This is a genomic window from Pseudomonas sp. PDM01 (assembly GCF_014852325.1).
Classification (GTDB): domain Bacteria; phylum Pseudomonadota; class Gammaproteobacteria; order Pseudomonadales; family Pseudomonadaceae; genus Aquipseudomonas; species Aquipseudomonas migulae.
The window spans coordinates 383685-397511 of the sequence record NZ_JACVBK010000003.1; the positions used below are offsets into that span (position 1 = coordinate 383685).

Genomic DNA, 13827 nt, shown 5'->3' on the forward strand with positions numbered 1-13827 from the left:
AGTTAAAGGGCCTGTGAGGTAAACGGGATGAAAAACCCGTCCCTACAAACCACTCTTGCCAAGTTGGCGAGCATTGTTCCGACTCCTATGGGGCTAAATGATTCCCCAACAGGCCCAGGACAAGTCTCTACCTAAGTCAAAACGGACCAACGAACGCTGATCCCCGTAGCGCGCGATTATCTAGTAGGCCGCGTTACAACGCATCAGGCGCAACAAAGTATTTCTCGCGAAAAACCCCTGTTTTCAGTGAAAAAGCGCTTAAAAACTTGTTTCAAGCGCTTTCAGGTCTGTAACAGGAAGGTTACCGGGCCATCATTGACCAGGTGCACCTGCATATCCGCGCCGAATCTACCTGATGCCACTGTGCCATGCACCTGTTTCGCTTTCTCTAATAGATAGTCGAAAAGCTCCTCGCCCAGCGCCGGAGGGGCAGCGGTTGAAAAACTCGGGCGCAACCCGTTTTTGGTGTCGGCGGCCAGGGTGAACTGAGAGACCAGCAGCAACCCGCCCCCGACATCCGCCAGGGACAGATTCATCTTGCCCTCGGCGTCACTGAACACACGATAGTTAAGCAGCTTATGCAGAAGTTTGTCGGCACTGGCCCGAGTGTCCTCGGGCTCGACCGCCACCAGTACCAGCAAACCCTGATCGACGGCACCGACCACCTCCCCCGCTACCTCGACGCGCGCGCCACGCACGCGCTGCAACAGGCCCTTCATGCTTCTGCTGGGGACAGGTCGAGCAGGCGCCGGGCCATCTGATCGGCGGCGCGTACCAAGGCATCGGTAATGCCGGGTTCGGAGGCGGCATGCCCGGCATCACGGATGACCTGCAGTTCACTGTTCGGCCAGTTCTGATGCAGTTCCCAGGCGTTATCCAGCGGGCAAATCACGTCGTAGCGACCGTGAACGATCACGCCCGGCAGATGGGCGATCTTTCCCATGTCGCGGATCAACTGATTCGGCTCAAGGAACGCATTGTTGGTGAAGTAGTGACATTCGATGCGCGCGATGGACAACGCCCGTTGCGGCTCGGAGAAACGATCGACCACCAGCGGGTTCGGACGCAAGGTCGCGGTCCGCCCTTCCCAGGTGGACCAGGCTTTGGCCGCGTGCATCTGGGCGATCTGATCGTTGCCGGTCAGGCGCTTGTGGAAAGCGCCGAGCAAGTCTTCGCGCTCATCCAGCGGGATCGGCGCAATGTAGTCTTGCCAGTAATCAGGGAACAGACGACTGGCGCCCGCCTGATAGAACCACTCGATTTCCTGCGGACGGCAGAGAAAAATCCCGCGCAGGATCAGGCCGTGCACACGCTCCGGATGGGTTTGCGCGTAGGCCAGCGCCAGGGTCGAGCCCCATGAGCCGCCGAACAGCACCCATTTATCGATGCCCAGATGCTGGCGAATCCGCTCAAGGTCGGCGACCAGATCCCAGGTGGTGTTGTTTTCCAGACTGGCGTGGGGCGTGGAGCGACCACAACCGCGCTGGTCGAAGGTGACAATGCGATACAGGTTCGGATCAAAAAAGCAGCGACTCTGTGCATCACACCCGGCACCGGGACCGCCGTGGATGAACACCACCGGCAAACCTTCCGGTGAACCGCTTTCGTCTACATACAGGGTGTGGGTTTCATCGACAGCCAGATCGTGCCGGGCGTGGGGTTTGATCTGCGGGTACAAAGTCTGCATTGCGCGCTCCGTAAGGGGTCGAGGTCATCCCTGGGGGGACTTCTATTATTCTGCCGTTGGGCATCATAAACCCGATTTACGTCAATGAGCATGTCCATGCAGAGTCAGAGTTTGGCCACCCGTTTTTTTGCCAAATAGCCGAGCAGCGTTTCGTAGAGCGCATCGACCTCCGCGACCTGACCCCGCGCCCGCAGACAGCCATGAACCAGCCCTTCCCCGTAATAAAGCGTCGCGGCCACGCCCGCAGCGTTCAGGCGCTCGGCGTACAGCACGCCGTCATCGCGTAGCGGGTCGAACTGCGCCACCGCGATCAATGCCGGCGGCAATCCGCGCAAATCCCCGGCGAGCAACGGCATGGCATAGGTGCCAGGCGTTTGAGTGCCTCGCAAATACAAGGCGTGATAACAATCCACGTCACTGCTGCTGAGCAGCGGAGCGTCGCTGCATTCACTGCGTGAAGGCAAACGGTGATCGCCACCGAGGCCGGGATAGATCAGCACTTGCGCCGCCGGCAGTGGTTCACCCGCATCGCGCAGTGCCAGGCACAGCGCGGCGGCGAGATTGCCACCGGCGCTGTCACCCGCCACCAGCGTACGTGCGGGGTCCAGCTGAAACGGCCCGGTGCGCAGCGCTCGCCAGACTTTCAGACAGTCATCGAACGCCGCTGGAAACGGATGCTCCGGCGCCAGACGATAATCGACCGCGATCACCAACACGCCGAGCGTCGACGCCAGCTCGGCGCAGATGAAGTCGTGGGAATCCAGATCCCCCACCACCCAACCGCCGCCGTGCAGATACACAATGCACGGGCTACCGTCGGTCGATGGCAAAGCTGTTGGCTGATAGGACCGAATCGGTACGCCGGCCAATTCAAAATCCACGACATACAGCCCGGCGGGACGCGGCGGGGTGAACGCCCGGCACATCTCGCTGTAGGCCTGGCGCAGTCCGGCGAGGCTGGTGTCGGTGGCGTTGAAGCTGACGGTTTTTTCGACGAATGCCGTCATTTGGTCAGAAAGGGGATAAGTTTCCATGGACCTGCCGCCGAGGATTTGTGACGAGTGGATAACCCTGTGGGAGCGAGACCGGCAAGCCGGTCTCGCTCCCACAGGGGTTTTGCGTTACGGTCAGTTTTTCAGGCTGGCCTGGACGGTTGCAACGCCATCCTTGCCATCAAAACTGCTGACACCGGCCAACCAGCGCTGCAGGTCTTGCGGATGATCACGCAGCCACTGCTTGGCCACGTCCTGCGGCGTCTTGCGCTCCATGATCGGCACCATCAGCTGGCTTTCCTGGGCGGCGGTGAAGGTCAGGTTCTCCAGCAAGCGGTTCACGTTCGGGCAACGCTCGGCGTAGTCCGGGGACGTCACGGTGGAGACCGTCGCCGCGCCTTCGTTCGGCCCGTAAACATCTTCGCTGCCGGTCAGGTAAGCGATTTTCATGTTGATGTTCATCGGGTGCGGCGTCCAGCCGACGAACACCACGAACTCCTTGCGATTCACCGCCCGTTGCACAGCCGCAAGCATGCCGGCCTCACCGGACTCGATCAGTTTGAAATCCTTCAAGCCGAACTGATTGGACTCGATCATGGTTTTGATCGTGGTGTTGGCGCCACTGCCCGGCTCGATGCCGTAGATTTTGCCACCGAGCTTGTCTTTGAATTTGGCGATATCGGAAAAGGTTTTCAGCCCCGCCTCGGCCACGTATTCCGGCACGGCGAGAGTTGCCTGGGCGTCGGCCAGGCTCGGTTTTTCAAGGACCTTCACTTGATTGGCGGCCAGGAACGGCGCGATGTTCTTGTCCATCGCCGGTTTCCAGTAACCGAGGAAGATGTCCAGGCGCTTGTCGCGGATGCCGGCGAAGATGATTTGCTGCACGGCGCTGGTTTGCTTGCTTTCGTAGCCAAGGCCGTTGAGCAGCACGTCGGCCATGCCGCTGGTGGCGATGACGTCGGTCCAGTTGACCACACCCATGCGCACGGCTTTGCAGGAAGCATCGTCACTGGCCAGGACAGGGGTGCTCAGGAGAGCGGTACCGCAGAGGATTGAGAGACAGCAGGTCAACAGTCTTTTCATTGGGAATGATCTCGTGCGGCAGAATTATTATGGGGCCGGTGTCTTGATGCACCGTGTCCAGAACATTACGCAGCAGTGAGAGACCAAAAGCGAACTGTAGCGACCGAGATTTGCACAGTGGCGACTGTCATCACCGGCTCCGGAGGCAAACAACAACCTGTAGGAGCGAGACCGGCTTGCCGGCGATGGCGGAGTATCAGTCGACATAAGTGTTGTCTGACATACCGCTATCGCCGGCAAGCCGGTCTCGCTCCCACAGGGGTTAAGCGTTGTAGTGTTTTTGGCCCCAGGCCAGCAGCCCTTGCAGCAGCTCCTTGAGCACCACTTGTGTCGGCTCTGCCAGGTCCGGGCGATAACGGAACGGCTCGAACTCTTCCATGTACGTGCACTGGCCCAACTCCAGTTGCACGGCGTGGATGTTTTGCGCCGGATTGCCATAGTGCCGGGTGATGTGGCCGCCCTTGAAGCGCCCGTTCAGCACATGGCTGTAATCGGTGTGCCTGGCGCAGATCGCTTCCAGTTGAGTCGCCAACTGTGGATCGCAACTGGCGCCGTTGAACGTGCCGAGGTTGAAGTCCGGCAGCTTGCCGTCGAACAGGTGCGGGATGATCGAGCGGATCGAGTGCGCATCAAACAGCAATGCATAGCCGAATTCGGCTTTCATACGAGCCAGCTCGTTCTGCAACGTGCTGTGATACGGCGTCCAGACCTGCTCCAGATACGTCGCACGCTCAGCGGCCGACGGCTCCATGCCTTCACGGAACAACGGAATGCCGTCAAACAGCGTCGCCGGGTACAAACCGGTGGTGGCGCCGACGTACAACGGTTTGTCGTCCGAAGGTCGGTTCAGGTCGATGACAAACCGCGAGTACTCGGCAGCCAGGGTGCTGGCGCCCAGCTCGGCAGCGAATTCGTAGAGTTTCGGGATGTGCCAGTCGGTGTCCGGCAAGCTTTTCGCGTCGGGGATCAACCCGGCTTCAACCGCCGGGGTCAGGCGCACGCCGGCGTGGGGCATGCTGATCAGCAGCGGCACGCGGCCTTGTTTGAAGTTCAGAACCTTATCCACAACTGCTCTCCTAAACGCTTGTTTCGACGCCGTGACGCACGACGCGTTTTTCCAGGTCACCGCCCAGCCAGTACGACAGGTCGGCGGGACGATCGATTTGCCAGGCGACGAAGTCAGCGACCTTGCCGGCTTCCAGCGAACCATGGGTGTCGGCCATGCCCAGCGCGGTGGCGGCATGAATTGTCGCACCGGCCAGGGCTTCTTCCGGGGTCATGCGGAAACAGGTGCAAGCCATGTTCAGCATCAAGCGCAGCGACAGCGCCGGTGACGTGCCAGGGTTGAGGTCGCTGGCGATGGCGATTTTCACCCCGTGTTTGCGCAACGCATCCATTGGCGGCAGTTGGGTTTCGCGCAGGAAGTAGAACGCGCCGGGCAACAACACGGCGACCGTGCCGGACGCGGCCATGGCGATGGCGTCTTCTTCGGTCATGAATTCCAGGTGATCGGCGGACAGAGCGTGATAACGCGCCGCCAGGCTCGAACCGTGCAACGACGACAGTTGCTCGGCATGCAGCTTCACCGGCAAGCCCAGTTTTTGCGCTGTGACGAACACGCGCTCGACCTGTGCCGGCGAAAACGCCAGGTATTCGCAAAACGCGTCCACCGCATCCACCAGCCCTTCGGCGGCCAGGGCCGGGAGCATCTCGGCGCAGATGTGATCGATGTAGTCGTCGGCGCGATCCTTGTACTCCGGCGGCAAGGCGTGGGCCGCCAGGCAGGTGCTGCGCACACTGATCGGCAGTTCCGCGCCGAGACGGCGGGCCACGCGCAGCATCTTGCGTTCGTTGGCCAGGTCGAGGCCGTAGCCGGATTTGATTTCGATGCTGGTCACGCCATCGCGCATCAAACTATTCAACCGCTTGGCGGCGCTGGCGAACAACTCGTCTTCACTGGCCGCCCGCGTGGCGCGCACGGTGCTGGCGATGCCGCCGCCGGCCGCGGCGATTTCCGCATAGCTGACGCCTTGCAGACGCTGTTCGAATTCACCGCTGCGGTTACCGCCAAACACCGTGTGGGTGTGGCAGTCGATCAGGCCCGGCGTAACCCAGGCCCCGTTCAAATCGTTGACGGCCGGGTATTCACCCGCCGGCAGTTCAGCACGTGGGCCGATCCACTCAATGTGCGCACCGGACGTCACGATGGCCGCGTCCTCGATGATCGAGTAGACGCCTTGCGCCATGGTTGCGACGTGGCAGTGTTGCCAGAGAGTTTTCATCCCGTAATCTCCACAATGTTCAAAATCGGTTCGCGGGCAAGCCTCGCTCCTACAAGGTAGGAGCGAGGCTTGCCCGCGAAGAGGCCATCACAGACTAGGCAGCAACTTCGCCGTCACCAGTTCATTCAGGCAACGCGTCGCCAACAACTCGCTGGCCGCATTGATGTCCGGCGCAAAGAAGCGGTCCTTCTCATAGAACGGCACTTCTTTACGCAGAGTCGCCCGAACCTTTTCCAGTTTCGGCGAGGTCTTCAGACCGTCGCGCAGGTCCAGGCCTTGAGCGGCGGCCAGCCATTCCACCGCGAGGATGCCACGGGTGTTCTCGGCCATTTCCCACAGACGCTTGCCGGCAGCCGGAGCCATCGACACGTGGTCTTCCTGGTTGGCGGAGGTCGGCAGGCTGTCCACCGAATGCGGATGGGACAACGCCTTGTTCTCGCTGGCGAGTGCCGCAGCGGTCACCTGGGCGATCATGAAACCGGAGTTCACGCCGCCATTGGCCACCAGGAACGGCGGCAGTTGCGACATGTGCTTGTCCATCATCAGCGAGATGCGGCGTTCGCTCAGCGAGCCGATTTCAGCAATGGCCAGGGCCATGTTGTCGGCGGCCATCGCGACAGGTTCGGCGTGGAAGTTACCGCCAGAGATCACGTCACCTTCAGCAGCGAACACCAACGGGTTATCCGAAACGGCGTTGGCTTCGACGGCGAGCACTTCGGCAGCCTGACGGAACTGGGTCAGGCAGGCGCCCATGACTTGCGGCTGGCAGCGCAGGGAGTACGGGTCCTGGACCTTTTCGCAGTTCTCGTGCGAGTCGGACACTTCACTGCGCTCGCCCAGCAGGTCGCGGTAAGCGGCAGCGGCGTCGATCTGGCCTTTCTGGCCACGGGCAGCGTGGATACGGGCGTCGAACGGCGAGCGCGAACCCAGCACCGCTTCGACGGTCAGGCCGCCCAGCGCCAGGGCGCCCGCGAACAGATCTTCACCTTCGAACAGACCGCGCAATGCGTAAGCGGTGGACACCTGAGTACCGTTGAGCAGCGCCAGGCCTTCTTTCGCAGCCAGGGTCAGCGGGGTCAGACCGGCGACTTTCAGCGCTTCGGTCGCTTCCATCCACTCGCCTTTGTAACGAGCCTTGCCTTCACCCAACAGCACCAGCGACATGTGGGCCAATGGCGCCAGGTCGCCGGAGGCACCGACCGAACCTTTCAATGGAATGTGCGGGTAAACCTCGGCGTTGATCAGGGCGATCAGCGCGTCGATGACCACGCGACGAATACCGGAGAAACCACGGCTCAGGCTGTTGACCTTGAGCACCATGACCAGACGCACCAACGCGTCGCTGATCGGCTCGCCGACGCCGGCAGCGTGGGACAGCACCAGCGAGCGCTGCAGGTTTTCGAGGTCTTCGCTGGCGATGCGGGTCGAGGCCAGCAGGCCGAAACCGGTGTTGATGCCGTAAGCGGTGCGGTTCTCGGCGAGGATCTGTTCCACGCAGGCAACGCTGGCTTCGATCTGGGCAGCAGCGCTGTTATCGAGGGTGATTTTGACCGGTTGCTGATAGACATCACGCAGTTGGGCAAGGCTCAGTTGGCCGGGGATCAGGTTTAGTGCAGTCATTTTGTGCTCCTTTTGAGAGTTTTTATTCTTCATAAACGAAGAAGACTCACCAGACGCTCCGGAGATATCCGTTGTCCGTCGCGACTCGCTTTTTGGGAGCCGCGCCTTGGCACGTTGGTGTTGTGTGGAAATCAGTTCAGATTCGGTAAAGCCTTGTGCAGCAAATTCGAGTCTTTCAATACGCCGGCAGCGGCGGCGATGTCCGGCGCCAGCCAGCGATCCTGGTCGTAGGCCGGAACACGCTCACGCAGCAGACGCCACGCCGCATCGGTGCCGGCGCCGAAGCGTTGCTCTTTGAGGAACTCAAAAGCCTGGGCCGCCAGCAGGTACTCGATGGCGAGGATCTGCGTGCAGTTTTCCAGCGCGCGATGCAGCTTCAGCGCGGCGTTGGTGCCCATGCTCAGGTGGTCTTCCTGCAAGCCGGAAGTGACGTAGTTGTCGAGCACCGCCGGTTGCGCCAACTGGCGGTTTTCCGCACACAGCGAAGCGGCGACGTATTGCACGATCATCATCCCGGAGTTCACCCCCGGATTGGCCACCAGGAACGCCGGCAAACCGCTGACGTGCGGGTTGATCAAACGGTCCAGACGTCGTTCGGCGATGGAGCCGATTTCGGCCATGGCGATGGCCAGCAAATCAGCTGCCAGGGCCACGGACTGACCGTGCGGGTTGGCTTGGGACATGACGCGGAAATCATCCGGCGTGCCCAGCAGCAACGGGTTATCCGTGCAGCCGTTGAGTTCTGTTTCGACTTGCTTGATCGCGTGATCGAGCTGATCGCGAGCGGCGCCATGGACTTGCGGGATCGACCGGATGCTCAGCGCATCCTGCGTACGAATGCCTTTGCTGCTGGCAATCACTTCGCTGCCATCAAGCAGCGCCCGCAGGTTGATCCCGACCTGCTGCATTCCCGGGTGCGGTTTCAGGGCGATGATCTCGGCGTCGAACGCCGCGATCTGGCCACGCTGGGCTTCGAAGCTCATGGCACTGATTACGTCGGCCCACTGCAGCAGGCGCGTCGCATCGGCAATCGCCAGGCAGCTGAGGCCACTCATGCACGGCGTGCCGTTGACCAGGCACAAACCGTCCTTGGCACCGAGTTGAACCGGTTGCAGGCCTTCTTCAGCCAGCGCCTGTTGAGCGGAAACAATCTGCCCGCGATAGCTGACATTGCCGACACCCAGCAGTGCGATGCCGATGTGTGCCATGTGGGTCAGGTAACCGACCGAACCCTGGGACGGCACTTGCGGGGTGATGCCCCGATTGAGCAGCGCCAGTAAGGCTTCGACCACTTGCCGGTGAATGCCGGATTTGCCCTGGGAGTAGTTGCGGATCGCTGCGCACATGATCGCGCGGGTCTGCTCGTCGGCCAGTGGTGCGCCGACGCCACAGGCGTGGCTGAGCAAGGTGTTGCGTGACAGTTGGCTGAGCTGTTCGTCTTTGAGCGATACGTTGCAAAGCGCGCCCAGACCGGTGTTGACGCCATAGGCGCGTTCGCCGCTGGTGACGATGCGCTGGACGATCGCCTGGGCATTGTCGATGCGTGCCCAGGTCTGGGCCGACAGCTCGAGTTGTGCGCCGTGACGGGCTACCGCGACCACATCCTGCCAACGCAACGGGGCATCGGCGATAACGATTTTTTCAGCCTGGGACATCATTAACCTCAACCGTACATCCTGAATATTGATGCAGCTTCACCGGCGCCTTCGCGGGCAAGCCTCGCTCCTACAGGTGTGGGAGCGAGCCTGCTCGCGATGGGGCCGGCACAAACGCCGCAAACCTTTAAACCACCGCCGCCCGCCGCTGTACGAACCGGTCGACATACTCATCCGCCGGCGAATGCAGGATCTCTCGCGGGGTGCCGACCTGAATCAGGCGGCCATCCTTGAGGATCGCGATGCGGTTGCCGATGCGCACGGCCTCGTCGAGGTCGTGGGTGATGAAGACGATGGTCTTGTGCAGGGTCTTTTGCAGCTCCAGCAACTGGTCCTGCATCTCGGCGCGAATCAGCGGATCGAGCGCACTGAAGGCTTCGTCCATCAGGATGATGTCGGTGTCCGCCGCCAACGCACGCGCCAGGCCCACACGCTGACGCATGCCGCCCGAGAGCTGATGCGGGTATTTGTTTTCGTAGCCCTTGAGGCCCACGGTGTTGATCCAGTGCAGCGCGCGTTCGGTGCACATCTGCTTGCTCTCGCCGCGCACTTTCAGGCCATAGGCGACGTTGTCCACCACAGTCTTGTGCGGCAACAGGCCGAAGCTCTGGAACACCATGCTGATCTTGCGACGACGAAATTCGCGCAGGGCTTCCATGTCGTATTGCAGGATGTCCACGCCATCCACCAGGATCGCGCCGCTGGTCGGGTCGATCAGGCGGTTGAAGTGGCGCACCAGGGTCGATTTACCGGAACCGGACAGGCCCATGATCACGAAGATCTCGCCGCTGCCGATGCTCAACGACAGGTCGTTCACACCGACTACGCAACCGGTTTCGGCCAGCACCTGATCCTTGGTCTTGCCCTGGCCGATCATGCCCAGCGCTTCCTTGGAACGGTTACCGAAAATCTTGAAGACGTTTTTGACTTCGATCTTGCTGATGGCTGCGTTGCTCATTTGCTCACCTCATGCCGTGCACGACCGTACGCCTGTGTAATGCGGTCGATCACCACTGCCAGAATCACGATCGCCAGACCGGCTTCAAGGCCGCGTCCGACGTTGAGGGTCTGAATCCCCACCAACACATCTTCACCCAGGCCACGGGCACCGATCATCGAGGCAATCACCACCATCGACAGGGCCATCATGGTGGTCTGGTTGATCCCGGCCATGATGCTCGGCAGGGCCAGCGGCAGTTGCACACCAAACAGTTGCTGCCAGCGGTTGGCACCGAAGGCGTTGATCGCTTCCATCACTTCACCGTCGACCTGGCGGATGCCCAGATCAGTCAGGCGGATCAGCGGCGGCGCGGCGTAGATCACGGTGGCGAAAATCGCCGGGACCTTGCCCAGGCCGAACAGCATCAGCACCGGGATCAGGTACACGAAGCTCGGCATGGTCTGCATGATGTCCAGCAACGGCATCAGCACCGAACGCAGGCGATTGCTGCGTGCCGAGAGAATGCCCAGCGGAATGCCGATCAGCACCGAAATGACCGTCGCGACCATCATCAGCGCGAGGGTCTGCATCAGCTTGTCCCAGAGGCCGACCGCGCCCACCAGGAACAGCAAACCGACGATCACGGAGGTGGTCACGACCTTGCGGGTCGCGTGCCAGGCAACGCCCGCCACGATCGCCAGCATCAGCCACCAGGGCGCCGCACGCAGCAGCCCTTCAAGATTGACGATGGCCCACAACAGGGTGTCGGAGATGCTGCGGAACACATCGCCGTAGTTGGTGACCAGCGAATCGACCCAACCGTTGACCCAGTCGGCGATGGAAAAGGTAAAGCTTTCGGGAAACATAAGAGACTCTCAATCAAGGGGTTGCGATCAAGCATCCGACTGCCGCTGACGGCAGTCGGAGAAGCTCAACCTACAAGGCCGCGTCGATCTTTTTGGCTGCGTCTTCGCTCACCCATGCGTGCCAGACTTCAGGATGTTCCTTCAAGAAGATCTTGGCCAGTTTTGGCGACTCGATCCGCTCTTTGGCCATACGCCCGAGGTTCTGGTTCAGCAGGTCGATCGGCAGGTTGACCTTTTCCAGCACGGCCACCAGTTCCGGCGCTTGCTCGTGGAAGGTCTTGGACAGGCCAACCTTGATGGTCACGCGCTTGTCCACGCCCGGCTTCTCTTCGAGTTTCACCAGGTCAACCTGGCCCATCAGCGGCGTTGGCGACCAGTAGTAGAACAGGATCGGCTCGCCACGCTTGTAGCTCGACAGCACTGCGGCATCCAGTGCCGGGCCGGTGCCCGGACGGAAGTTGGTGTAGCTGCTTTCCAGGCCGTAGCTTTTCAGCATTTCGCTGTTGTCCAGCTCACAGGTCCAGCCCGCCGGGCAGTTGTAGAAACGGCCCTTGGCTGGCTCTTCGGCGTCCTTGAACACGGCGGCATACTTGCCCAGGTCAGCAATGTTTTTCAGGTCCGGCGCCTTGGCTTCCAGTTTGCGCTTGGCGTCGCCTTCGATCACGTAGCGCGGTACGTACCAGCCTTCGACTGCGCCCACGACTGGCGCGCCGACACCGACGACTTTGCCGGCCTTCTCGGCCTTGTTCCAGACTTCGCTGCGGCCGACCCACTCTTCGGCAAACACTTGAATGTCGTTGCTGCTCAGGGCGTTTTCCATGGTGATGGAGTTGCCCGGCAGGCTGTCGGTCTTGCAGTCGTAGCCTTTCTCCAGCACGACTTGCAGCACGTCGGTCAGGAGCATGGCGCTTTCCCAGTTCAGGCCGGCGAATTTCACCGGTTTGCCCGATTCGCACCAACCGGCTGCCTGAGTGGCGCCGGCGCTGGCCAGCAGGCCCATGGAAAGCAATGTGGTCAGCAGGGTCTTGTTCGATTTCATTGTTGTGACGCTCCTAATCATGAATTGGCTTACGGCAGTCAAGAGGCATCCAGCCCTGTCCACGTCCAATCAGGCCTGCGCCGCAGCGCGACCGACATTCAGCTTTTGTTCGGTAATAACGTCCCGCTCGACCGGCAGGATCAGTTGATCGGGCACTGTGCCGTGCCATTTTTTTGCACACACGTAATACAGGCCGGCGGGAATCACCAGGCCGATGATCCAGGAGATATCCACATCACCCAGAGCGGCCACCAGCGGACCTGTATAGAACTTGCTGGAGATGAATGGCAGCTGCACCAGCACACCGAAAACATAGACGCTGATACCCAGAACGTTCCAACGACCGTAACGACCGTTCGGATCGGACAGCGCCGGCACGTCATAGCGCTCGCGGGTGATGCAGTAGTAGTCCACCAGGTTGATCGCGCTCCATGGGGTAAAGAACGCCAGCAAGAACAGGATGAAGGACTTGAACGCACCGAGGAACGAGTGCTGGCCGAGCAACGCCATCAGGGTCGCCGTACCGACGATGACCAGCACAAACAGCAGACGCTGCAAGCGCGTTACTTTCAGGTCACCACGGAAACCGCTGATGATGGTCGCGATGCACATGAAGCTGCCGTAGGAGTTCAGCGTGGAGATGGTGACCTTGCCGAACGCGATGCTGAAGTACAGCAGCGCAGCGGTGGCACCGGTACCACCCAGACCCACGATGTAGGCCACTTCGTGACCGGCGAATTGCCCATTGGCCGAGGCGGCGGCAAACACGCCGAGGATCATCGCCACCTGCGCGCCAATGACCGAACCTGCACCCGCGGCGAAAAAGGTTTTCACCGAGGAAGTCTTGCTCGGCAGGTAGCGTGAATAGTCAGCCACGTAAGGACCGAAGGCGATCTGCCAGGACGCCGCGAGCGACACCGCAAGCAGGAAGCTGCTCCAGCTGAAGTGGCGGATTTGCAGGAGTGCGCCAACGTCGGTCTGGCTCATCAAACGGCTGAACAGGTAAACGAAGGCAATCACACCAATGACGCTGGCAATACGGCCAATCCAATGGATCACCCGATAGCCCAGCACCGTGACCAGCACGATGACACTGGCGAAGATGAGGATACCGACGGTGTCACTGACGCCAAACAACTGGCCCAGCGCCTGACCGGACAGCACGGTGCCCGTTGCGGTGAAACCCAGGTACATCAGGCACACCAGAACGATCGGGATCGCCGCGCCATAAACGCCGAACTGCACACGGCTGGAGATCATCTGCGGCAGGCCAAGCTTGGGCCCTTGCGCAGCGTGCAGCGCCATCACCCCGCCGCCGAGCAGTTGACCGATCAACAGACCGATCAACGACCAGAACACGTCACCGCCCAGCACCACGGCCAGGGCCCCGGTGACAATCGCGGTGATTTGCAGGTTGGCACCCATCCACAGCGTGAACTGGCTGAACAGACGACCGTGTCTTTCCGATTCCGGGATGTAGTCGATCGAGCGTTTCTCGATCAACGGTTTGCTGCCTGCACGATCGTTGTTAACAGCCATGATTCAACCTCTGTGGATTGTTCTTCCGGGTTGGTGTTGCCCCTGTAGGAGCGAGCGGTGCGGCGATCCGACTTGCCCGCGAACCGCGGTGGGTCAGTAAAGACGCCTTCGCGGGCAAGCCTCG

12 protein-coding genes are annotated in these 13827 nt (G+C 60.9%); all 12 read right to left on the reverse strand.

Going from position 1 to position 13827, the window contains the following annotated elements:
• Positions 1-281 precede the first annotated feature (281 nt).
• Entirely contained in the window at positions 282-719 is a 438-nt protein-coding gene (gene dtd, locus IB246_RS09610) for a D-aminoacyl-tRNA deacylase (protein WP_008025248.1), read from the reverse strand.
• Positions 716-1687 (reverse strand): prolyl aminopeptidase, encoded by a 972-nt coding sequence (gene pip, locus IB246_RS09615; RefSeq protein ID WP_008025251.1) that lies wholly within the window; start codon positions 1685-1687, stop codon positions 716-718. Before pip ends, dtd begins: the two co-directional genes overlap by 4 nt.
• Before the next feature lie 104 nt (positions 1688-1791).
• Positions 1792-2721, reverse strand: a complete 930-nt coding sequence (locus IB246_RS09620; protein ID WP_008041900.1) for an alpha/beta hydrolase — start codon at positions 2719-2721, stop codon at positions 1792-1794.
• Between the two features lie 93 nt (positions 2722-2814).
• A complete protein-coding gene (locus tag IB246_RS09625; protein WP_008036596.1) occupies positions 2815-3762 on the reverse strand; it encodes a choline ABC transporter substrate-binding protein in 948 nt (315 codons plus the stop codon).
• 262 nt (positions 3763-4024) lie between these two features.
• On the reverse strand, positions 4025-4828 hold the full coding sequence (gene hutG, locus IB246_RS09630) for an N-formylglutamate deformylase (RefSeq protein ID WP_008036594.1): 804 nt from the start codon (positions 4826-4828) through the stop codon (positions 4025-4027).
• A 10-nt stretch (positions 4829-4838) separates the two neighbouring features.
• Positions 4839-6044: an imidazolonepropionase gene (hutI, locus tag IB246_RS09635; RefSeq protein ID WP_008036593.1), complete on the reverse strand. Its 1206-nt coding sequence runs from the start codon at positions 6042-6044 to the stop codon at positions 4839-4841.
• Between the two features lie 87 nt (positions 6045-6131).
• Positions 6132-7664, reverse strand: coding sequence for a histidine ammonia-lyase (gene hutH, locus IB246_RS09640; RefSeq protein WP_008036592.1), 1533 nt, complete (start codon positions 7662-7664; stop codon positions 6132-6134).
• Positions 7665-7795: 131 nt separating this feature from the next.
• Positions 7796-9319 (reverse strand): histidine ammonia-lyase, encoded by a 1524-nt coding sequence (hutH, locus tag IB246_RS09645; RefSeq protein ID WP_008036591.1) that lies wholly within the window; start codon positions 9317-9319, stop codon positions 7796-7798.
• A 127-nt stretch (positions 9320-9446) separates the two neighbouring features.
• On the reverse strand, positions 9447-10277 hold the full coding sequence (locus IB246_RS09650) for a quaternary amine ABC transporter ATP-binding protein (RefSeq protein WP_008036590.1): 831 nt from the start codon (positions 10275-10277) through the stop codon (positions 9447-9449).
• Positions 10274-11125: an ABC transporter permease gene (locus IB246_RS09655; protein WP_008025264.1), complete on the reverse strand. Its 852-nt coding sequence runs from the start codon at positions 11123-11125 to the stop codon at positions 10274-10276. The genes IB246_RS09650 and IB246_RS09655 overlap by 4 nt, the downstream gene beginning before the upstream one ends.
• A 70-nt stretch (positions 11126-11195) precedes the next feature.
• Positions 11196-12164, reverse strand: a complete 969-nt coding sequence (locus tag IB246_RS09660) for an ABC transporter substrate-binding protein (RefSeq protein WP_008025265.1) — start codon at positions 12162-12164, stop codon at positions 11196-11198.
• 69 nt (positions 12165-12233) lie between these two features.
• On the reverse strand, positions 12234-13703 hold the full coding sequence (locus tag IB246_RS09665; RefSeq protein ID WP_008036587.1) for a purine-cytosine permease family protein: 1470 nt from the start codon (positions 13701-13703) through the stop codon (positions 12234-12236).
• Between the last annotated feature and the right edge of the window lie 124 nt (positions 13704-13827).

Excerpts from the sequence above, each read along its gene's own strand:
- dtd (WP_008025248.1), bottom strand. The coding sequence starts at position 719 with ATGAAGGGCCTGTTGCAGCGCGTGCGTGGCGCGCGCGTCGAGGTAGCG.
- pip (WP_008025251.1), bottom strand. The coding sequence starts at position 1,687 with ATGCAGACTTTGTACCCGCAGATCAAACCCCACGCCCGGCACGATCTG.
- IB246_RS09620 (WP_008041900.1), bottom strand. The coding sequence starts at position 2,721 with ATGGAAACTTATCCCCTTTCTGACCAAATGACGGCATTCGTCGAAAAA.
- IB246_RS09625 (WP_008036596.1), bottom strand. The coding sequence starts at position 3,762 with ATGAAAAGACTGTTGACCTGCTGTCTCTCAATCCTCTGCGGTACCGCT.
- hutI (WP_008036593.1), bottom strand. The coding sequence starts at position 6,044 with ATGAAAACTCTCTGGCAACACTGCCACGTCGCAACCATGGCGCAAGGC.
- hutH (WP_008036592.1), bottom strand. The coding sequence starts at position 7,664 with ATGACTGCACTAAACCTGATCCCCGGCCAACTGAGCCTTGCCCAACTG.
- hutH (WP_008036591.1), bottom strand. The coding sequence starts at position 9,319 with ATGTCCCAGGCTGAAAAAATCGTTATCGCCGATGCCCCGTTGCGTTGG.
- IB246_RS09650 (WP_008036590.1), bottom strand. The coding sequence starts at position 10,277 with ATGAGCAACGCAGCCATCAGCAAGATCGAAGTCAAAAACGTCTTCAAG.
- IB246_RS09655 (WP_008025264.1), bottom strand. The coding sequence starts at position 11,125 with ATGTTTCCCGAAAGCTTTACCTTTTCCATCGCCGACTGGGTCAACGGT.
- IB246_RS09660 (WP_008025265.1), bottom strand. The coding sequence starts at position 12,164 with ATGAAATCGAACAAGACCCTGCTGACCACATTGCTTTCCATGGGCCTG.
- IB246_RS09665 (WP_008036587.1), bottom strand. The coding sequence starts at position 13,703 with ATGGCTGTTAACAACGATCGTGCAGGCAGCAAACCGTTGATCGAGAAA.